The 21,232-nt window shown below is 27.8% G+C and carries 20 protein-coding genes; all 20 read right to left on the reverse strand.

The window, feature by feature from the left end:
* Positions 1-38: 38 nt before the first annotated feature.
* The 20 genes from AVBRAN_RS04940 to pyrH all read right to left on the reverse strand — a co-directional run bounded on the left by AVBRAN_RS04940 (position 39) and on the right by pyrH (position 21,212).
* Positions 39-476 carry a hypothetical protein gene (locus tag AVBRAN_RS04940; protein ID WP_214117558.1) on the reverse strand — a complete coding sequence of 146 codons (438 nt, stop codon included), beginning with the start codon at positions 474-476 and terminating at the stop codon, positions 39-41.
* Positions 477-536: 60 nt separating this feature from the next.
* The gene (queC, locus tag AVBRAN_RS04945) at positions 537-1,199 is read right to left on the reverse strand and encodes a 7-cyano-7-deazaguanine synthase QueC (protein WP_239803703.1); all 663 of its coding nucleotides are present in this window, start codon (positions 1,197-1,199) and stop codon (positions 537-539) included.
* Positions 1,196-2,362, reverse strand: a complete 1,167-nt coding sequence (locus AVBRAN_RS04950; protein ID WP_214149962.1) for a pyridoxal phosphate-dependent aminotransferase — start codon at positions 2,360-2,362, stop codon at positions 1,196-1,198. Before AVBRAN_RS04950 ends, queC begins: the two co-directional genes overlap by 4 nt.
* Before the next feature lie 11 nt (positions 2,363-2,373).
* Positions 2,374-4,194 carry a biosynthetic arginine decarboxylase gene (gene speA / locus AVBRAN_RS04955; protein WP_214117561.1) on the reverse strand — a complete coding sequence of 607 codons (1,821 nt, stop codon included), beginning with the start codon at positions 4,192-4,194 and terminating at the stop codon, positions 2,374-2,376.
* A complete protein-coding gene (gene hisS / locus AVBRAN_RS04960; protein ID WP_239803704.1) occupies positions 4,191-5,435 on the reverse strand; it encodes a histidine--tRNA ligase in 1,245 nt (414 codons plus the stop codon). Before hisS ends, speA begins: the two co-directional genes overlap by 4 nt.
* Positions 5,419-6,003: a dTMP kinase gene (tmk, locus tag AVBRAN_RS04965; RefSeq protein WP_239803705.1), complete on the reverse strand. Its 585-nt coding sequence runs from the start codon at positions 6,001-6,003 to the stop codon at positions 5,419-5,421. The genes hisS and tmk overlap by 17 nt, the downstream gene beginning before the upstream one ends.
* Positions 6,000-6,461, reverse strand: coding sequence for a pantetheine-phosphate adenylyltransferase (gene coaD / locus AVBRAN_RS04970; RefSeq protein WP_239803706.1), 462 nt, complete (start codon positions 6,459-6,461; stop codon positions 6,000-6,002). Before coaD ends, tmk begins: the two co-directional genes overlap by 4 nt.
* Positions 6,458-7,000, reverse strand: a complete 543-nt coding sequence (locus AVBRAN_RS04975) for a UbiX family flavin prenyltransferase (protein ID WP_239803707.1) — start codon at positions 6,998-7,000, stop codon at positions 6,458-6,460. Before AVBRAN_RS04975 ends, coaD begins: the two co-directional genes overlap by 4 nt.
* A complete protein-coding gene (gene flgA / locus AVBRAN_RS04980) occupies positions 6,997-7,605 on the reverse strand; it encodes a flagellar basal body P-ring formation chaperone FlgA (RefSeq protein ID WP_239803708.1) in 609 nt (202 codons plus the stop codon). Before flgA ends, AVBRAN_RS04975 begins: the two co-directional genes overlap by 4 nt.
* On the reverse strand, positions 7,589-8,755 hold the full coding sequence (locus tag AVBRAN_RS04985) for a molybdopterin molybdotransferase MoeA (protein ID WP_239803709.1): 1,167 nt from the start codon (positions 8,753-8,755) through the stop codon (positions 7,589-7,591). Before AVBRAN_RS04985 ends, flgA begins: the two co-directional genes overlap by 17 nt.
* A complete protein-coding gene (murA, locus tag AVBRAN_RS04990) occupies positions 8,752-10,005 on the reverse strand; it encodes a UDP-N-acetylglucosamine 1-carboxyvinyltransferase (RefSeq protein ID WP_214117568.1) in 1,254 nt (417 codons plus the stop codon). Before murA ends, AVBRAN_RS04985 begins: the two co-directional genes overlap by 4 nt.
* The gene (locus AVBRAN_RS04995; protein ID WP_214117569.1) at positions 10,002-10,751 is read right to left on the reverse strand and encodes an SDR family NAD(P)-dependent oxidoreductase; all 750 of its coding nucleotides are present in this window, start codon (positions 10,749-10,751) and stop codon (positions 10,002-10,004) included. The genes murA and AVBRAN_RS04995 overlap by 4 nt, the downstream gene beginning before the upstream one ends.
* Positions 10,748-11,800 carry an ankyrin repeat domain-containing protein gene (locus AVBRAN_RS05000; RefSeq protein WP_214117570.1) on the reverse strand — a complete coding sequence of 351 codons (1,053 nt, stop codon included), beginning with the start codon at positions 11,798-11,800 and terminating at the stop codon, positions 10,748-10,750. The genes AVBRAN_RS04995 and AVBRAN_RS05000 overlap by 4 nt, the downstream gene beginning before the upstream one ends.
* 211 nt (positions 11,801-12,011) lie before the next feature.
* A complete protein-coding gene (mnmC, locus tag AVBRAN_RS05005; RefSeq protein WP_214117571.1) occupies positions 12,012-13,808 on the reverse strand; it encodes a bifunctional tRNA (5-methylaminomethyl-2-thiouridine)(34)-methyltransferase MnmD/FAD-dependent 5-carboxymethylaminomethyl-2-thiouridine(34) oxidoreductase MnmC in 1,797 nt (598 codons plus the stop codon).
* A gap of 9 nt (positions 13,809-13,817) precedes the next feature.
* Positions 13,818-15,782, reverse strand: coding sequence for an N-acetylmuramoyl-L-alanine amidase (locus AVBRAN_RS05010; protein ID WP_239803710.1), 1,965 nt, complete (start codon positions 15,780-15,782; stop codon positions 13,818-13,820).
* On the reverse strand, positions 15,775-16,875 hold the full coding sequence (locus AVBRAN_RS05015) for a nitronate monooxygenase family protein (RefSeq protein WP_214117573.1): 1,101 nt from the start codon (positions 16,873-16,875) through the stop codon (positions 15,775-15,777). The genes AVBRAN_RS05010 and AVBRAN_RS05015 overlap by 8 nt, the downstream gene beginning before the upstream one ends.
* A 2-nt stretch (positions 16,876-16,877) precedes the next feature.
* A complete protein-coding gene (gene tyrS / locus AVBRAN_RS05020; RefSeq protein ID WP_239803711.1) occupies positions 16,878-18,083 on the reverse strand; it encodes a tyrosine--tRNA ligase in 1,206 nt (401 codons plus the stop codon).
* Positions 18,084-18,092: 9 nt separating this feature from the next.
* A complete protein-coding gene (locus tag AVBRAN_RS05025; protein WP_214117575.1) occupies positions 18,093-20,264 on the reverse strand; it encodes a RelA/SpoT family protein in 2,172 nt (723 codons plus the stop codon).
* Between the two features lie 4 nt (positions 20,265-20,268).
* Entirely contained in the window at positions 20,269-20,481 is a 213-nt protein-coding gene (locus AVBRAN_RS05030; RefSeq protein ID WP_214117576.1) for a DNA-directed RNA polymerase subunit omega, read from the reverse strand.
* Positions 20,482-20,495: 14 nt separating this feature from the next.
* The gene (pyrH, locus tag AVBRAN_RS05035) at positions 20,496-21,212 is read right to left on the reverse strand and encodes a UMP kinase (RefSeq protein WP_214117620.1); all 717 of its coding nucleotides are present in this window, start codon (positions 21,210-21,212) and stop codon (positions 20,496-20,498) included.
* Positions 21,213-21,232 lie beyond the last annotated feature (20 nt).

A 21,232-nucleotide genomic window follows, 5' to 3' on the forward strand; every position in this document is an offset into this window, starting at 1 on the left:
ATAAGTTCATAAATTTTAGAACTTATTTAAAATTATTATCATAAATTATTAGCTAAATCTTTATCTTGAGAGTATTTAATATAACCCAAAACAAAAGCTAAAATAATTATTAAAATTACGAAAAATAAAATATTTAAAAAAGAATTTAAAAAAACAATAGGAAATTTAATAAACAAAAAGCTCATATAATTAGTAAAAAAAGCTTCGTAAAAATCCACACATAAAAAATATAATAAAATAGCTGGCAATAAGCCTATTTTAAACATAGAAAAAATCTGATTTTTATTTTGTATATTTTTATATTCTATTTTTAAAAATTGTTGATAGGCTAGTTTGATTAAATACATAAACACAAATGATAAAAGAATTTGAATTGAAACATTTGAAGCAATATAATCAGACAAATATTTAAAAAACATCAAAAAAGACATATAAGAAATGATATATCCATCAATCTTAGAAATAACCTTTAGCATAATTTTTCCTTTTAATAGAATTTAAAATAAGAATTTTAAATTCTTATTTTAAATCTTATCTTACTGATATTTTATCAAATCATTAAATCCAGCTTCGCTAAAGCCTTTTAGTCTTAATTGGCAAGATTCACATTTACCACAAGCTAAATCATTACTATCATAACAACTATAACTAAGCTCTAAAGGTGCTTTTAGGCTCATTCCAAGTTTTACTATTTCTGATTTTTTTAGCTTGATTAAAGGAGTAATTATTTTAATATCTTCTCCACTACCTTCTTTTATAAACGAAGTGGTTTTTTCAACGAAATCTAAAGTAGTATCAGGATAATTGCTAGAATCCTCACTAACTAAACCCGTATAAATCGCACTAGCATTAAATCTTTGTGCAACAGCAGCAGCAATACTATAAAAAATCCCATTTCTAAAAGGCACATAAGTATTTGGTAATTTACCATTTTTACCTAATTCATCTTTTGGAATTTCTAAACTCATATCAGTTAAACTAGAGCCACCAATTTGTTTGAAAAAATCCATATCCACAACTAATTTTTCTATATTATAAAACTTGCAAATTTCATTAAAAGCTTGCAATTCTCTTTGCTCTGTTCTTTGACTATAATTAAAATGAAGGGCTATTACTTTATAGCCTTCATTTATAGCACAAGCAGTGCTAACGCAGCTATCTAGCCCTCCACTTAAAATACTTATAGCGATTTTACTCACTTATATTCCTTTACAAATTCTGCGATTTTTTCTATACCTTCTATGATATTTTCCATTGAAGTTGCATAAGAAATTCTAAAATACCCACTCATGCCAAATCCACTTCCTGGCACACAAGCTACTTTTTTATCATCTAAAAGCTTAGCACAAAACTCAACATCATCAGGATTAATACTAGAGCAATCAATAAATAAATAAAACGCCCCGCTAGGTTTTACGCTTAATTTAAGCCCATTAATACTATTAATCATTTCACAAGCTTTATCTCTTCTTTTTTTGAATTCTTTTTTCATCATCTCAATATCTTTATCAATCTCTCCAACTAAAGCAGGAACTGCAGCAGCTTGAGTTATACTACAAATATTACTTGTGCATTGACCTTGAAGATTTTTCATTAATTTATTCAATTCTTTATTTTTACTAGCACTATAACCAAATCTATATCCTGGCATTGCAGCACATTTGCTAAGTCCATTTATTGTAACCGTGCGTTTTAGTGCATCTTCGCTTAAACTTGCAAACGCTACAAATTCTCCATCATAAACTAATTTTTCATACATTTCATCAGCTAATACAACAATACTAGTGCCTTCTAAAACTTTAGCTAATGCCATTAATTCATCTTTTGAATATAAAGCTCCGCTAGGATTACTAGGATTATTTAATATTAATATTTTCGTCTTAGGTGTAATTGCAGCTTTTAATTCATCAGCACTGATTTTAAAATCTTTTTTAGGAGTTACAATCACAGGAACTCCACCTGAATACTTAACTTGCTCTGGATAAGTTACCCAATAAGGAGCTGGGATTATTACTTCATCACCATCACAAACAAGTGCTTGAATTGCATTAAATAAACTATGTTTAGCACCAACATTTGCTATTACTTCACTTGTCTCATAATCTAAATTATGGTCTTTTTTAAGCTTAGTGCAAATTGCTTTTAAAACTTCAGTAGTTCCAGATACTGGAGTGTATTTTCCGCATCCATCATTTATCGCTTTAATAGCTGCATTTTTTACAACTTGCGGAGTATCAAAGTCAGGCTCTCCTGCACTAAAACTAATAACTCTTACGCCTTGTTCTTTTAGTAATTTTGCCTTAGCTGTAATTGCTAAAGTTATTGATTCTTCCAAACCTTTAATTTTTTCTGAAAATTGCATATTCTCTCCTTTTAAATTTTCTTTAAATATCCATTATCGTGCATAAATATGAAAAGCTCACCTAAAATATGTTTTTTAGTTTTTTCATTTATTAATTCCGAAGAATTTATTTTATCTTGAATTTTTTCATCAATTTCACGAATATCGTAGTCTAAATCTTCTAAAATATCCCTAATTGATTGACTTTCAATAATACTTTCAATCTCATAACCTTTATCATCAATATCAATACTAACTTGAGTTGGATGGGTAAATAAATTATGCTTCATTCCTAATACTTCTTGATAAGCACCAACTAAGAAAAATCCTAAGAAATAATCTTCTTGCTCTACATCAACATCGTGTAAAAATAAAGGACGCTTAGCAGCATCAAACGATATTTCTCCATCACTATCACAAGTTATATCCCAAATACTAGCTGATCTTGTTGGTTGAGTATCTAATCTATCAAGTGGCATTATAGGAAATTCTTGCCCTAAGCCCCAAAAATCTGGCAAACTTTGAAACATTGAAAAATTGACCAAATATCTTTCTTGAACTTCTTTTTGAGTTCTTAATAAATGTTTTGGACTTAGCATAGAAACTGCTTTTTTACCTATTAGATGAACCAATATTTCGGCATTTGAGCGGTCTTGTAAATCTACATATCCTAAGTCAAATAAGGTTAAAATACTATCTAAATGATCATAACTATCGTGCATATATTCTACTGCATTGCTTGGCTTTATATTTTTGTATAAATCGCATAATTCATCTATTAATTGTGGGTTTTTTTCTTTTAACTGCATTTTGCTTTCTGAATATTCTTGAGAAAATAGTTCAAGAACAGGTGCTACTAATACTGCGTGAGAACCGCTTACAAAACGACCACTTTCTATATAAATATTTGGCTCTATTTCTTGTTTTTGTGCTGCAAGAGTTTTTAGAATAAATACAATATCATTTGCATATTCGCTTAAAGTATAGTTTCTTTGAGAAGTCTTTTGAAATTGTGAATACTCAATTGCTAAACCACCACCAATATCAATATTTTCAAGGTTATTTGCACCCATTTTGCGTAATTCAAAATAAATATTTCCTGCTTCACTTAAAGCTTTTTTTAAAGGATGTATTTCATTAATTTGTGAACCTATATGAAAATGTATCATAGTAAAACAATCTAATAAATCATTTTCTTTTAAAAGCCCTACTGCTTCTATTAATTCAGTTGATGTTAGACCAAATTTTGAATTAATCCCACCACTTTTAGCCCAAGTGCCACTACCTAAAGAATGTAGCCTTACTCTAAGACCGATTTTTGGTTTTATCCCAAAACGCTCTTTTGCTGTTTTGATAATTACTTCAAGCTCATTAATACCTTCAATAGTTAAAGTTATATTATGCCCCATTTCAGCAGCGATAAAGCCCATTGTTATTAGTTCTTTATCTTTAAAACCATTAACAGTTATTGGAGCATTTTCGTTGTTATAAGCCATAGCTAATAATAATTCTCCTTTACTACCAGCTTCAAGACCATAATTTAGATTTTTACCAAGTTTTACAAGACTTTTTACAAAACCAGGAAATTGATTGACTTTTAGTGGATAAACAGCATTAAAACTACCACGATAATCAAATTCTTTAATGGCATTATTAAAATTTATATAGATTTGTTCTATTTGTTTTTTAATCAAATGATTAAATCTTAAAATTATAGGACCTTTATATCCATCATCTAAAAGAGTATTTACTATATCAATAATGGCAGGTTCGCTTCCATATTTTAAACATACCTTGCCATTTTTAATGATAAAATTATCATCTCCCCAAATATCTATGCCATAATCATTCATAAAATTTCCTTTAATTCATCGTATTTTATACTTTTTTGTTCGCCACTTTCTAAATCTTTAAAAAATACTTCATTTTTACTAGCTTCATCACTACCAATTGCAATAAAGTATTTATAGTTTTGTTTATTTGCTATATTTAAATGTTTTGCTAATTTTTTTGCTTCGTAATTTAGATTAATTGTTTTTCCGTTTTCTCTTAAATTATCAACTAATTTATAAGCAATTGGCAATAATTCTTCATCTAATATACAAAAATAAGTATTTTGTAATTTTTGCTCTATATTTTTACTTCTTAAAATATCCATAACACGCTCAACACCCATAGCAAATCCAACGCCATAGCTTTTAGCTCCGCCTAAATACTCAACCAAATAATCATATCTTCCACCACCAGCTATTGCAGCCTTTGCACCTATTTCGCTACTTTCAAACTCAAATGCTGTTTTTGAATAATAATCAAGCCCGCGAACCAATCTTTCATCAATTACAAAACTAATCTCATTATCTTTTAAAATCTCTTGTAATTTAATAAAATCAGCCCTACTCTCATCATCTAAAAACTCACTTAATTTAGGAGCGTTTATTAAGTGTTTAGCACATTCATCGTTTTTACAATCTAATACTCTAATAACATTAGTTTGTGTTCTTTTAGCACAATCAGCACAGAATTTAAAACCAGAACTATTTTCAATGTTTGCAATATATTCTCTTAATGCTTTTCTATAGTTTTGAAGGCATTCAGGCGAGCCTAAAGAATTGATTTTTAAAGTATAATTAATATCAAGTTTTTTAAAGATTTTAGCAAGTATCATAATCACACTAGCGTCTTCATAAACATTAGCTATATTAAAACACTCTAAGCCAAATTGATGAAATTCTCTATAACGACCTCTTTGTGGTTTTTCATAGCGAAACATTGAGCCGTGATAAAACCATCTTTTAACAACTCCAGCTTTATCCATCTTATGTTCAATAAAAGCTCTTACAACCCCAGCAGTTCCTTCAGGTCTAAGACATACACTATCCCCGCTTTTATCTAAAAACTCATACATTTCTTTACCAACTATATCGCTACTTTCTCCTACGCTTCTTTTAAAAAGCGGAGTAACTTCTAAATGTGGCACTTCAATATAGCTATAACCATAAGTTTTTGCTACTTCTTCACAAGTTTTTATAATCTTTTCGTAAATTAACGCATCATCATCTAATAAATCATTCATTCCTTTAATTGCATGTATCATTTATATACTCCTTAATCATTGTATTTATTTTATCTATACTAAGACTTGCATCTATTGTAAAAACTTTTAAATTTAAAGCCTTAAAAATCGCTTCATAATTTTCTTGAACTTTTAAAAAATATTCTACGCCTTTTTGCTCTATTTTATCAAGGCTTTTATTATTTAATCTACTTTCTAATAATTCCTTACTGCCTTTAAAAAATATTATATGATTAGGTAAAACATTATTAGTTGCAAATAAATTAAAATCCAATAATTGTTTGTAATCACTATCAACTTCATAAGCTAAATGAGAAAACAAACTCCTATCAGCTATAATAAATTCTTTAGCAAAATCAATTTTTGAAAATAATTCAGCCCTATCAGCTAAAAACAAAAACATTCTAGCCTTTTTACTCATTTCGTCATTTAAAATCAATTCTCTTAATTTTATTCCTAAAGTAGTTTCGCCGGGTTCTTTTACAAAAATCGGCTGGAATTTAAAATAAGAATTTGGTAATTCTTGTAAAAGCTTAATTTGAGTGCTTTTGCCTAGAGTATCAATTCCTTCAAAAGCGTAATAATTCATTTTAAATCCTTTAAAATACTAGATGGAACTAATTTTGAAATATCTCCACCATGAGCTTTAATGCTTCTTACAATTGAGCTTGAAATAAAGGCATTTTTAAGGCTTGGCATTAAATAAATAGTGTCAATTTCTTCGTTTAATTCAGCATTTGCATAGTGCATTTGTAACTCGTATTCAAAATCACTCACAGCCCTTAAACCCCTTACAATGGTATATATTTTTTGCTCTTTTGCAAAATCTACTAATAAATTGTCAAACCCTATTACTTCTACATTCAATCCATTTGTTGCATTTTTTACTAAATTAATCCTAGTTTCTAAATCATAATCAGGCTTTTTTTTATCATTTTTAGCAACTGCTATTATTAATTTATCAAAAATTTTTAAAGCCCTTTTTATTACATCTAAATGCCCATTTGTTATCGGATCAAATGTGCCTGGATAAATTGCTTTTTTCATTCGCTTTTCCATCTTTTAAATTTTTTATATTCAACTCCAAGCAAATCACACCATTTACCTATTACAAATTCTTTAAAAGAACTCTTAGAATATTTAGCGTAAATTGCAGGGGCTATTATACAGCCTAATTTATTTAATTTTAAAATATTTTTAAGCATTAATTCATTTAATGGCATTTCTCTTGGAGCTATTATGATTTTTCTATTTTCTTTAAGATTTACGGTAAAACTTCTTAGAATTAAAGTATCACTAAAACCATAACTAGCCTTTGCTAAAAAATCACTACTAGCATAATAAAACGCTGCATCAAGCTTAAAACTCCCACTTGATACAGGTGCAGCTAAATCATCATTTTTTAAAAGAGTAATATTTGTATTTTTAATGTATTTTTTCAATTTTTTATTATTTTCTTCTTTTAAAACCTTTAAAGCACCTTTACTAAGGATTAAATATACTTCATTTTCTTTGCTTAATACCTTAGCTAATTTTAAAGCCAAATTAACTCCACTAGCTCCATTAATCGCTACTAAAAATCTCATTTTATTAAGACCTGTTTTTCATTAATTATTTCGCCAGTTAGATTGTGTCCTTGAGTGTTTTTAAGGCGAATTCTTTGACCTTTTACTCCACTTTGCAAGGCTATTAAATCAACAAACACACTCAAATCTCCATCATCTAAAATACCAACTACACTATCATCTTTATTAATTAAATAATTTGGCATTAGCATAGAGGTTTTTATAATACTACCTGCTCTTACTTTGCTTTTAAACTTAATACTATTATCAAGTGTTCTTAAAGCATTATAAGGTAATTTTGAAAAATCAATTTTTTCACTTTTTAAATCAAATAGTCCTATTTCTTCATCTTTTAAGACATCTTTTTTTAAAATATAAACCTTAGTAAGAGCTTGTAATTTAAAAGATATTTGCATATCTTTATCATTGCAATTTGCTTTAAAAAATCCTTGTTTGCCAAGATTTGGATATGTAATAATTTTGCAATTATTAATATTAGGATTAAAACTAAGGCTTTTTATTTCTAAAAATTCATCTTGTTTTTTCCAATGTTTTAATAATTCATCGCTTAAATTATTAGCAAACAAAACCCCACTTAATACAAATAAACTAAATACTTTGTTCATAAACTCTTACTTTATCGTTTTGCTTAATATCACAATCAATAGGACAAATTATGTAATGAGTGCATTTATTTAATGGGGTAATTTGTCCGCTACTAAGTTTTGCATTATTAAACGGAACAAAAGTATCATTTATAATATTTCCAATAACTACATTTTCTTTATTATTTTTAATCTTTAAATCCATTGATATAGGATATAAAAAGCTTGGCTTTTCATATACAATTCCTTGCATTTTATAAATTAAAGCTCTTGCATAAATTAAAGCCCCAATATAAGCGCTCATAGGATTACCCGGTAAAACCAAAATATATTTATTATCTTTAAAATATAAGCTAACAGGACCTGCAGGTTTCATTTTTACCTTAGTAAAAATAGGCTTAAAACCTAGCTCATCTAAAGCTTTTTTGATAAAGTCAGCATCACCTACACTTGCAGCTCCGATACTTACAACTAAATCAAAATTATCTAAAGCACCTTTTAAAGAATTTAAAACGAACTCATATTCATCTTTTAAAACCCCTAAATAATAAGGTTTAGAAAAACTCTTAAAAGCAGAATAAATTCCATAAGCATTAGAATTATAAACACCAAATCCATTTGAATAAGGCTCAATAATCTCAAGACCACTTGCAAAAATACCAACTTTTATTTCTTTAATAACTTCAATATTAAAAACTCCATTACTAGCTAAAATCATAATAATTTCATCAGTAATTACGCCTTTTTTGATAATTAATTCGCCTTTTTTGTATTCTTCGCCTTCATATCTTATAGCTTCACCTACTTTTAAATTATCACTTGTAGCATACATTAAATCATCTTTAATAATAGAGTTTTCAACCATTAAAACACTATCAGCACCCTTTGGCACTCTTGCACCTGTCATAATCTTTACACATTCGCCACTTTTAATCTCGCATTCACTCATATCTCCTGCAAAAATAGTCTTTAAAACTTTAAGACCATTTTTAAACTCACTAGCCTTTAAAGCATAGCCATCCATTGCAGAATTTGTAAATAAAGGAGCATTGCATTTAGCATAAAAATCATTCGCTAAAACTCTTCCTTTTGCATCAAATAAATTAATAATTTCGGTGTTTTGAGTGTGATTAAGTGATTTTATATTTTCTAACGCTTCATTAATTGTCATTCTTCTTCCTTTAATTCAACTAATTTCGCACCTAATTTACTTAATTTCTCACACAAATTCTCATATCCACGCTCTAAATGATAAATTCTATGAATATTAGTAGTCCCATTTGCAGCAAGTGCAGCTAAAATTAATGCCGAACTAGCTCTTAAATCAGTTGCCATCACTTCAGCACCTTGTAAATTAGAAGTCTTAACATTAGCAATATGTCCATTTAGCTTGATATTTGCACCCATACGATTTAGCTCACTTACATGCATAAAACGATTTTCAAATAATCTTTCATCAATAATGCTTTCTCCATTTGCCTTAAGACATAAAGCCATAAATTGAGCTTGCATATCAGTAGGAAAGCCTGGATATTCGCTAGTTTTGATATTTGCCGCTTTATAATCGCTTGAATATACTTTAATACTATTTTTTAAAGTTTCGTATTTAATTCCCATTTCATCAAATTTTGATAATAATGCACCTAAATGCTCTGGAATTATATTTTTAACTTCTATATTTGATTTTGTAATAGCACCTGCACAAAGATATGTTCCTGCTTCAATTCTATCAGGAATAATTTCGCAAGTAAAATCAGTATTTAATTTGGTTACTCCTGTGATTTCAATAGTATTTGTCCCAATACCTTTTATATTAACACCTGCTTTTACTAAAAACTCACATAAATTAACGATTTCAGGCTCACAAGCTGCATTTATTATAGTAGTTACACCTTTAGCATAAACTGCTGCTAAAATTGTATTTTCAGTAGCACCAACAGAAATTTTATCAAAATGTATTTTAGCTCCAACCAACTCTCCACTAGCTTTTACATAGCCATCAACTAATTCAATATTAGCACCCATTTTCTCTAAAGCACTTAAGTGCATATCAATTGGGCGTTGTCCTATAGCACAGCCACCTGGTAAAGATACTTCGCAAATTTTAAATCTACTAAGCAAAGGTCCTAAAACCAATATGCTAGCACGCATTTTGCGAACAATATCATAAAGTGCTTTTGTATTAAATACATTACTTGAATCAATTGTAACGCTATGATTGTTTAGTTCATATGTAGCTCCTAAATTCTCAAGCAATCTTAACATAGTCTTAATATCTGATACTAAAGGAAGATTTGTTAAAGTGCATTTTCCTTTAATAAGTAAAGCAGCAGCAAGTAATGGTAAAGCTGCATTTTTAGCTCCACTAATTTCTACGCTACCACTTAATTTTGCATTACCTTCTATTTTTAAATATTTCATTCATTATCCTTTTGTATGTGAAAACCTGCCCAAGTTTGAGTAACAGGCATTAGTTCTATTCTATTTATATTTACATGGTCTTTTAAATTAATAATACTAATAACTGCATCAGCAATATCTTCTGCATCAAGGTATTTTGTATTTTCATAAACTTTATCAGCTGCAATTTTATCGCCTTTAAAACGCACTTCGCTAAATTCTGTCTTACATAATCCCGGTGCAATATCAGTAATTTTTATATTATTTTTTCTTACATCATTTCTTAATGCGTGGCTAAATTGACCCACAAAAGCTTTAGTTCCTGCATATACATTACCACCAAAATAAGGATTATTAGCAGCAACTGAACCAAAATTAAATATGTGTCCGCCGTTTTCAAGCATTCTTGGTAAAATCAAATGAGTTACATATAAAAGCCCTTTTATATTAGTATCAACCATAGTTTCAATATCTGCTAAATCTAATTTATAAAACTCTCCTAAACCCAATGCTAATCCTGCTGAATTAACTAAAACATCAATTTTATTAAAATCATTAGGTAAATTATTTACAACATTTTTTAAAGCATTTATATCTCTTACATCAGCTTCTGCTATATATACATTATTTTTAAATTCATTTTCAAATTCTAATAATTTTTCCTTGCGTCTTGCAAGAACTACTACTTTATAATTATTCTTTAAAAGTCTTTTAGCAATCGCTTTTCCAAAACCACTACTAGCACCTGTTACAAACGCTGTTTTCATTGTTCTTTCTCCTTTAATCCTAATTTTTTTAAATACTCAATATTTTCTTTATTGTTATAAATCATCGCATAATCTAGTGCATTTAATCCAAAATTATCGCTTATCGTATAATCAGCCTTATTTTCTATAAGCAATTTTAAGGTATTTAAATTCGCTAAAGACGCTGCGTGTATTACCAAAGTCTTTGCAGGATGAATGTAAGAGCAAAAAGAAATATAATAAGGAAGATTTGTTTTTAGCTCTTCTTCACTATCAATTTGTTGTAAATTAAGATTAGCCCCATATTTTATAAGTAATTTTATAGTTTTAATATCACTGATTTCAACTGCATAAAAAATCGCACTTTTACCAAGAGCATTTACATAATTAACATTGGCTTTGTTTTCTAATAAATATTCTAATGCTTCATAATAATCAAGTGCATAAAAAATCGCACTCTCATAACCTGAATTAATATTTGTATTATTTTTAGCTAAAAACTCTATTATTTTCATATCTTTTTTAGCTAATAAAGCTATTTTTAATAAAAAATCTAACTGATAATAATTTGGGCTAATTTCGTTAAGATATGCAATGCTATCTTCTGGATTTTCTATCTTTAAAAATTCAATATAAATATCATCAAGCTTAATAAATTTATTAATAGAGCCAAAAGCTCTCATTCCTAGCCTTTGAGTAAAATTCTCACAAGATTTTTGATAATTTTTAGAAGAAAGCTTTATAAAATGCTCCTTGTTATTGCTACAAAAATTATTTATTTCATTATTAAACTCATCAAATAATCTTTTATTGCCAATGCTTTGATAAGCCCAATATTGAAAATAATCATAATATTTATCATAATCTTTTATAGGATTTTGATAAATATTTTTATCATTATAAGCTTTATTTAGCTCATCTATATAATTATTTAAATTTACAAAATAATCATGTCCGTTACACTCAACATTTCTTCCGCTAATTGTCTCGGCTAATTTAAATAACTTTTCATCACTTAATTCCTTTGAAAAAACAAAAGCACTAATTAATAAAAATACAATCTTTTTCAATACAAATCCTGATAATTTAATAGCCCTAACTTTAACATTTTTAAATAATTATTTGGTATTTTTTCGCACTAGTTTTAAATAAAAAATATAATTAAGTTTGTGCTAAATCAATATATATTTTTAATACTAAAATATAAAAATTACGCTTTTTTAAAGAAATTAATATTGAATTGTTATTAGTTTTTAATAGCAAAATTAGAAATTTAAATTCCTAATCTTTAACTAAGCCTTTTTTTAAATCCCTTATTAAAAATCTAGCAGGATGAAGTGCGTGTTCGTATCTTTTAAACATTCCACTAGGTGTGTTGTTAAAATAACTAGCAATTAATCTTGCAGATGTTATCGCACTAGATAAACCCCTTGAACCATGAGCTGTATTTATAAAAATCCTACTTCTTGGAGAATTTACTTGCGGTTTATGTTTATCAAATTGTAAAGATTTATAAAGATTTTTATATTTTTCTTCATTGAAATAAGCTCCAACAATAGGAAATCTATCTGAAGAATAACTTCTATAACCAACCCTATTACCTATTACCAAATCACTAAAATCAGCTTTAAAAATTTCTTTAAAATTATTTATATTAATATCATCATACTCTCTACTTGCTTCAGCAATTAAGTTTCTATCATAAGTAGCACCTAATAAAATAATCCCATCTTTTGCTCCAGTTATATAAGCTTTTGAGCTAATTGGGTGCTTATATTTAATTTTATTTTTTAGCCAAGTTGCCTGACCTCTTACTACTGATAATGGTAAATTACTAAAGATTTCTTTAGAATATGCACCACTAGCAAATATTACAGCATCAAAAATCATAGTCTTATTATCAAAATCAAGCTCAACTCTATCATAAAATTCTCTAAAACTATTTAGTTTATAATTTAAAAATATCCTAGTATTAGATTTTGCAAAAATTTTAGGAACTAATTTACAGGGTTCTAATGTCCCACCATCTTTTAAATATGCAAAATCAAAATGTAATTTAATTAATGGATTATCCTTTTGCAGTTTAAATCTTTCTCTTAATTCATCAGTATATGCGTGCTCTAATATCCCTTCTAGGTTATAGCCTAATTTTTTATAAAATTTTGAGCTATGCCAAAACGAAAACTGACTAAATTCTCCTAACAAACTTGATGGATTTTGAATTAATGCTGTTAATAACCCTATTTTATTTCCACTTCCTTCGTTTGCTAAAGTATGGCTTTGCTCAAATACACTAATAGTTTTACCTAACTTTGATAGTTCATAAGCTATTGTAGCACCTGCAATACCACCACCAATAATTGCTATATTATTAACTTCTAAATAGTTTTTATGAAAATATCCTTCTATATCATCTTGCAAATCTTTATGTTTTAATATAGCAAGAGTGCTTTCTCTTTTTATTCCCAAATTAATATCGTGTATTTCAAATCCTAATTCAATTAAAGATTTTTTAAAATCAGAATTTGAACTATAACTAACTAATTTACCAGTTAATTTTAATAGCTTTTTGACATATTTTAAAGTCTCTTTAGAAAACATTTCTTTATTTTTATTAGGAGAAAAACCATCAGCATATACAACATCAGCTAAAAAATCTAAATCTTTTAAAGCAATATTTACATCTTGAAATACCAAGTCAAGAACAACGCCATCAAATTCTATTCTATAAATTCCATCTTTACAAGGTGGGTAATCATTAATAAAATTATTATTTAACTCTATACCAAATTTATTACAAAAATATCTTATATCATCAATACTTTGGTAATAATTTTCAATCGCTACATAATGGAGTTTTATGCCTAAATCAATAGCTCTTTTTGCGCTTAAAAAGAAATTTAAACCCAATCCAAAACCAAGTTCTAAAATAGTTAATTTATTAAATGCGTTACTAAAAGCATTATCTATATAAATTCCATTTCTTTCTTTTAAAGGTTCTTTTATGTTGTAATAAAAATCATCAAAATCTAAAGAAAAAATCTCATCATTTTTTAAAATCCAATTCGCCTTTTTCATAAAACTTCCTTATTTGTTTTTAACAAAATAACTCTCAATTCCATTTACAATACCATTTACCAAATAATCCTGATAAGCACTATCTGCGATATTTTTACCTTCAATAGGATGTGATATATAGCCAACTTCAATCAAAACAGCAGGCATTAAAGCACCAACTAAAACCCAAAAAGGAGCTTCTTTTACGCCACCATCTCGCTTTAAATATCCCTTAGGTATATTATTTAAAATACCACCTTGTATATCAATAGCTAACTTATTAGATGAAATAATTTTTTCTCTATTTAAAAAATTCAAAAAAGTTTGTTTAGAAAAATAATTCATCTCTTCAATATCACTTTTATTTTCTATTGCAGCTGCGTTTTTACTTCTTTCGCTTCTAGCTGGAGAGAGAAAATATGTCTCAATTCCATATATTTTATCAAATTTTGTCTTATCCCCGATAGAATTTGCGTGAATACTTATAAATAAATCACTTTTTTTATCATTTGCCATTTTAGTTCTATCTCTTAGATTTATATAAACATCTTTTTTTCTTGTTAAAAATACTTTATACCCTTTGTTTTTTAGAGCTTTTTCTAATTTTAGAACTATTGATAGAGTAATGTTTTTCTCATATCTGCCAAAAGCAGTTGCACCTACATCTTTTCCACCATGACCTGCGTCTAAAGTAATTAATAAATTTGATTTTTTAAATCCAACTTCAAATTTTTCACTAATCTCATCAGTGCTTACTTCTAAAGAATTATTATTTATATTAAAAAATATTTTTTTAGTATTCTTAGAGTATAAAACCACTCTTGCCTTTTTAGGATTAAATTGTAAAACACTAATAGAGTATGTTTTAAAATCATAATTCTTCCTACCACCATTTAAAACTGCGTCAAATTCTAAAATTTGATTGTTGTTATAGCTAAAAGTTTTAATATCATCATTTGATAAAGAGTTGTTTAAAGTCAATAAAACCCCATTATCTTTTTTAACGGCTTTTGTAATTGTTATAGGTTTTTTGTTTTTATCATTTGCAATATTATTTGCAGCATTATCATTACTATCTAGCTTCGTATTTATACTACTTTCTTGTTTGTTTTTATCGTTAGTAGTAGCGTTTTTTACATTATTATTTACTTTAGTATTATTATCTAATTCTTTTTTATCTTCAACTGAAGATTTTTTTATTTGAGTAGTATTTTCTTGCTTATTTTGCTCTTGCAAATTACCATCTATAGTAATGAGTAAAACATTATTATCAATCTTATAATCTAATTTCAAATCAGATTTTGACCTTAATACAAATCTTACTTTTTCCGGATTAAATTGAACCAAACTTACTTCATAATTTTTATCTATGAAATTTTGTTTTCCTATATCTAAAGCAGCATTAAATTCCAATATTTTATTTTTTAATTCTTTTGTATTATAGATAATACTTTTTATATTATTATCAAAATCTCCTTTTAATGATATTTCTATTGTGTTATTTGCCTTATTAATTTTAGTTATATAAGTTTTTTTTACTTCTTCTTGTTTTGTTTCTGGCTTATTTTGACTATTTATATTTTTAGAATTTAAAGTATTTGTTGTAGTTTTAGTATTTTGTGTTTTGGTATTTTGAGTATTAATTGATTTTTGCTCTTTAGCTATATCTTTAGTCTTTTTTGCATCAGTATTATTTATGTTATTAAATGAAATCTTATTAGGATTAATACCTAAATCTTGTAATTCTTTTTGATATGTAGATGAGTCAAGTTTTAATGTTTTTGAACTTAAAATAATTCTTTTTAAAACTTCTTTTTTGGTATCAATATCATCAGAAATTATACTTTTAATATATATAGTTTTTAATCTCTGATGAATTGCTAATTGTTCTGTTTTGCTAGATAATAAAAAACTCTTATCAAAATTAACAAATTCTTCATTTAAACTACTAGCAAACAAAACAACGCTTAGTAATAATAGTAAGATTTTATTCATCTTCACCATTAACTAATTTTTCAATCAACTCTTTAACACTAATTAACTTATTTAATCTATATCCATTAGCACCTGTAAAAAATAATCCACTTTCCTTTTTTCCACTATAAGCATCATAAAGTCTTTCGGCAATACAATATCCTACCTTTTTAGCGCCCCTACCACGCTCACATGGTGCAACACAATTTGCTATACAAGAAATTTTAGGAGCAGTGCCTTCTTCTATCATTTTTTGAAGGTTTGTTCTAATACCACGAGCAGGATAGCCAACAGGACTTTTTAGCAATTCTATATCTTCTTTTTTAGCATCTAATAATACTTGTTTAAATTCAAGTGCAGCATCACATTCATAAGTTCCTATAAATCTTGTTCCCATTTGAACCCCATTTGCACCTAAACTAATAGCATTTAAAATGTCATTTTTATTCCAAATTCCACCAGCTGCAATTAAAGGAATATTATCTCCCCATTCATTAAGTTCAGCTCTTACTTCAGGAATTAATTTTTCTAATTGATAATTTGGGTCTATACATTGCTCGTATGTAAATCCTTGATGACCACCACTTAAAGGCCCTTCAAGAACAACTGCATCAGGCAATCTATCGTATCTTTGAGTCCATCTTTTACAAATTATTTTAAGAGCTTTTGCTGATGATACAATAGGAATTAATGCAACATCAGGAAAGTCTTTAGTAAATTCTGGCAAATTTGTAGGTAATCCTGCACCACTAATAATTGCATTAAAACCGACATTGCAAGCGTCTTTTACTATTCTTTCATATTCATTTGACGCATGCATTATATTACAGCCTAATGGTGAGTCATTGCAGATTTTTCTAGCATTAGTAATTACAGCATTAAGTCCTTTTGTAGAATAAAAATTCTCACTTCCATAAGGTTTGCCATTTAGTTCTTTGTTAATATGTGCTCTATTTTCATAAAACCCAGTTCCAACCGAACTAATAATACCTAAAGCTCCATTTAAACTAACATTACCAGCTAATTTATCCCAACTTATTCCAAGTCCCATACCTCCTTGAAATACCGGCACTTTTAATGTAAAATTTCTTATTTTTAATTCTGGTAAGCTCATTATTATCCTTTTATTATTACTTTTGCAAATTTTCTTTTTCCAACTTGAATTATAAATTCACCATTGCTTATTTTTAGTTGTTCATCGCTAATTTTTTCTCCATTAACACTTACAGAATTAGCTTTTATAGCTCTTCTTGCTTCACTACCTGAACTTGCCAAATTAGTATCTTGCATTAGTTTTACAATCCATTGTTCTTCATCAAAATTAAACTCCGCAATATCACTTGGAATTTCATTTTTACTATGAATATTATCAAACTCATTTTTCGCATTAATTGCTAAATCTTTACCCCAAAATCTCTCAACTATTTCTAAAGCCAAATTTTCTTTAGCAACCTTTGGATGTAGAGTATTGTTTTTAATATTGTCAAAAATATCATTAATTTCTTTTGTCGTCTTAAAGCTTAAAAGATTGTAATATTCTTTCATTAATTCATCACTTATACTAAGTAATTTTGCATACATAGAATTTGGTTCTTCACTAACTCCGATATAATTACCCAAACTCTTACTCATTTTATTAACACCATCAAGACCTACTAAAAGTGGTAACATTATAATACCTTGTTCTTTACCTGTATTATAAGTTCTTTGTAATGTTCTTCCCATTAATAAATTAAATTTTTGGTCAGTTCCACCCATTTCAATATCACATTTTAATGCAACGCTATCATAACCTTGTAAAAGTGGATATAAAAATTCGCTAATTGATATAGGGCTTTGTTCTTTAAATCTTTTCGTAAAATCATCTCTCTCAAGCATTCTAGCTACACTAAAAGTTGATGTAAGTTCAACTATGCCAACTGCTCCTAAAGCATTAAGCCAAGTTGAATTAAATTTTAATTCAGTTTTTTCTTTATCTAAAATTTTAAAAACTTGCTCTTCATAAGTTTTTGCATTTTTTAAAACTTCTTCCTTGCTTAATTGTTTTCTAGTAGCACTTTTGCCTGTTGGATCACCTATTTGAGCAGTGAAATCTCCTATTAAAAATTGAACTATAGCACCATGATTTTGTAAAAATCTCATTTTGTTTAAAATAACACTATGACCTAAATGTAAATCAGGTGCAGTTGGGTCAAACCCAGCTTTTACATAAAATACTTCGCCCTTTTCATAGTAATTTTTAATCAAATTCTTAATTTTTTCTAAATCAATAAATTCTGATACACCGCGTTCTAAATCATTATAAATTTCATTCAAATTCATCTTTATCCTTTATTCACTATAAGCGTCTTTTAATGATATAAACTCATAGATTTTACATTTTGTTTTGATTTTTTCTTTTGCTATTTCTATATTTTGATTATCAGGTACTTCAAAAACTATTTCAAAATACTCCAATAAACTATCAGCATTTTTTGTAATATTAATACTATTAACATTGATTTGTAGTTTTAGTAATTCTGTTAATAATGCTAGTAATGTGCCTTTTTTATTCTCTAAAGAAAAAATCATTTTATAATTTTTAGGAGCATGCTTAGACCATTTAATTAGCACCATTTCTTCTTTAGAATCTTCCATTAATTTACTTGCTCTTTCACATAATTTATTATGAATTGTAACAGAATGATTATGTTTAAAAGCAACTATATCATCACCTCTTTTTGGGTTACAACAATAATCAAAATCCACATTATTTATTTTATAGTTTGAATATACAACAAGATTTTCTATTCTTTGTTTTTTTAAATCATAATTTTTAACTAGCCAAATTCTTTTTGAATATTTTTTAAGACTATCTATAACCTTACTTAAAGTAATATTATCTGTAGTGCATTTTTTAACATTTTTTGATAGTTTTTCATTTGCAATCCAAGTATTTATTTTGTCTTCATCAGCACTAAAAATAGTTTGCAAAATTCTTAACCCAGCTTTTTGGTCTATACTTGAAATTCTTTGTTTACAATGTGATTTAATCATAGCTTTAGCTCTAGCAGTAACCACACTATCAAGCCAAGAGCATCTTGGTTTTGCGTTATCATCTATCTCAATTCTTACAATATCCCCATTTTTAAGACTTGTAAGCAATGGAGATTTTACTCTGTTTATATAAGCATGACTTGCTTTAAGACCAATTTGTGAATGAACTTCAAAAGCAAAATCAAGAGCAGTCGAACCTCTAGGTAATGTAAAAATCTCTCCTTTTGGAGAGTAAACTGCAATATCTTCAACATATAAACTATCTTTTGCGTATTCATAAAATGCCAAATCATTGTCTTTTTCTTCTAAAGAACTATTGGTTGCTATATCATTTACCCAATCAGCTTTATAGTCTTCTTTATCATTTTTATATTTCCAATGTGCTGCAATTCCAAGTTCTGCAGTTTCGTGCATTTTATATGTTCTAATTTGTGCTTCTATTATTGATTGTGCGTCAAATAAAGTAGTATGGATTGTTTGGTAACCATTTTGCTTAGGTAAGGCAATATAGTCTTTAAATCTTGAAGCAAGTGGATTAAAATGCACATGTAAAAGTCCTAAAACTATATAACAATCTTTAACATCTTTTACTAAAATTCTAATCCCCAATAAATCAAGCACTTCTTCAATACTAACGCCTTTTCTTTGCATTTTTAAGAAAATAGAATATACATGTTTTATTCTTTTTTCTATTTTAAAATCTACATCTTCAATATATCCGTTATCACGCATTAAATTAATTATTTTTTCAATAAAATCATTTAATGTTAATTGTAATTGCACATTATTTGCCTTTAAATAATCTGCTATTTCTTTAAATTCTACTGGCATTAGATATTTAAAGCTCAAATCTTCTAAGTAATTTTTAATACTAGAAATTCCTAGCCTATGTGCAATTGGTGCATATACCATTAGAGTTTCTTCAGCTATTCTTTTTTGTTTTGCTTCTCTTAACGCATCAAGAGTTAGCATATTATGCAATCTATCACATAATTTAACAAGCAATACCCTACTATCTTCAATGCTAACCATCAGCATATTTCTAAAAGTCATTGCTGATTTTCTAAGTTTTTCGTTTGATTCTGAACTAGCTAAATTATCTCCCCTAATCTCAACTATTTTAGTCATACCTTCAACTAAAATACCCACAGAATGTCCGAACATTTTTACAAGTTCTTCCTGAGTGCATTCGGTATCTTCTACAACATCGTGCAAAAGTGCTGCTAAAATCATACTTTCATCTTTTGAAAAGAAAGCTACAAAACACGCAACTAAAATAGGATGAATAGAATAAGGTTCTCCACTTTTTCTAAATTGTCCTTCATGTGATTTTATACAAAAATCTAAAGCTTTTTCAAGCATAGGAGTGCTTGAAAAAAGTGAATACAATAATTCCCGTGCTTTATTTAAATCATTACAATGCTTAATGTCTTCTAATAATGTTTCAAAACTTAGAATATTTTTCATTTTTTTATTCGTTTATTACACCATCAAATATAATTTTTTCTTCAGCAACTTCTAACATTGCTATATCAGTAAATTTCATTTTTCCTTTTTCAACTTTTACTAAAGGTTCAGCACCATCGCTTAATTCTCTAGCTCTTTTAGCTACTATTAAAGATAGAATATATCTATCATTTCCTACTTTTTCTAATGCTTTTGCTGCTACTTGTTCAGTTCTCATTTTATTCCTTTTAATTAATTTTTTACGATTGAGCAATTGCTAAAATCATCTTTAATAATTTTTAAAATATTACCTTCTTCAAACATATTGCAAACTACTATTGGTAATTTATTATCCTTAGCAAGTGCTATTGCTGTATCGTCCATTACCTTAATATCATCGCCCATAGCAAGTTCGTAACTTAATTCATTATATCTTTTTGCATCTTCAAATTTCATAGGGTCTTTATCATATACACCATTAACTTTTGTTGCTTTAATAATCATTTCAGCATTAATTTCAATAGCTCTTAAAACTGCTGCAGTATCGGTAGTAAAAAATGGATTACCTGTTCCTGCTGCAAAAATTACAACTCTACCTTTTTCTAAATGTCTTTGCGCTCTTCTCATAATATAAGTTTCGCAAAAAGCTTCCATTTGAATAGCACTCTGAACTCTTACACTAATTCCACAACCTTCTAACGCTTCTTGCATAGCAATTGAGTTTATCACGGTAGATAACATTCCCATATGATCGCCACTAACACGCTTAATTATCCCATCTTTAGCAGCACTAACTCCACGAATAATATTACCGCCACCGATAACAATTCCTACTTGAGTTCCAGCATCTACTAATTGTTTAATTTGTCCTGCAATAAACTTTAAAATATGAGTATCTATTCCAAAGCCTTGCTTTCCAGCCAAAGCTTCACCTGAAAACTTAATTAAAATTCTTTTAGCCATAATGATTTCTCCTTAATTGATAAACG

The sequence above is a fragment of the Campylobacter sp. RM12651 genome, assembly GCF_022369475.1.
GTDB lineage: Bacteria > Campylobacterota > Campylobacteria > Campylobacterales > Campylobacteraceae > Campylobacter_E.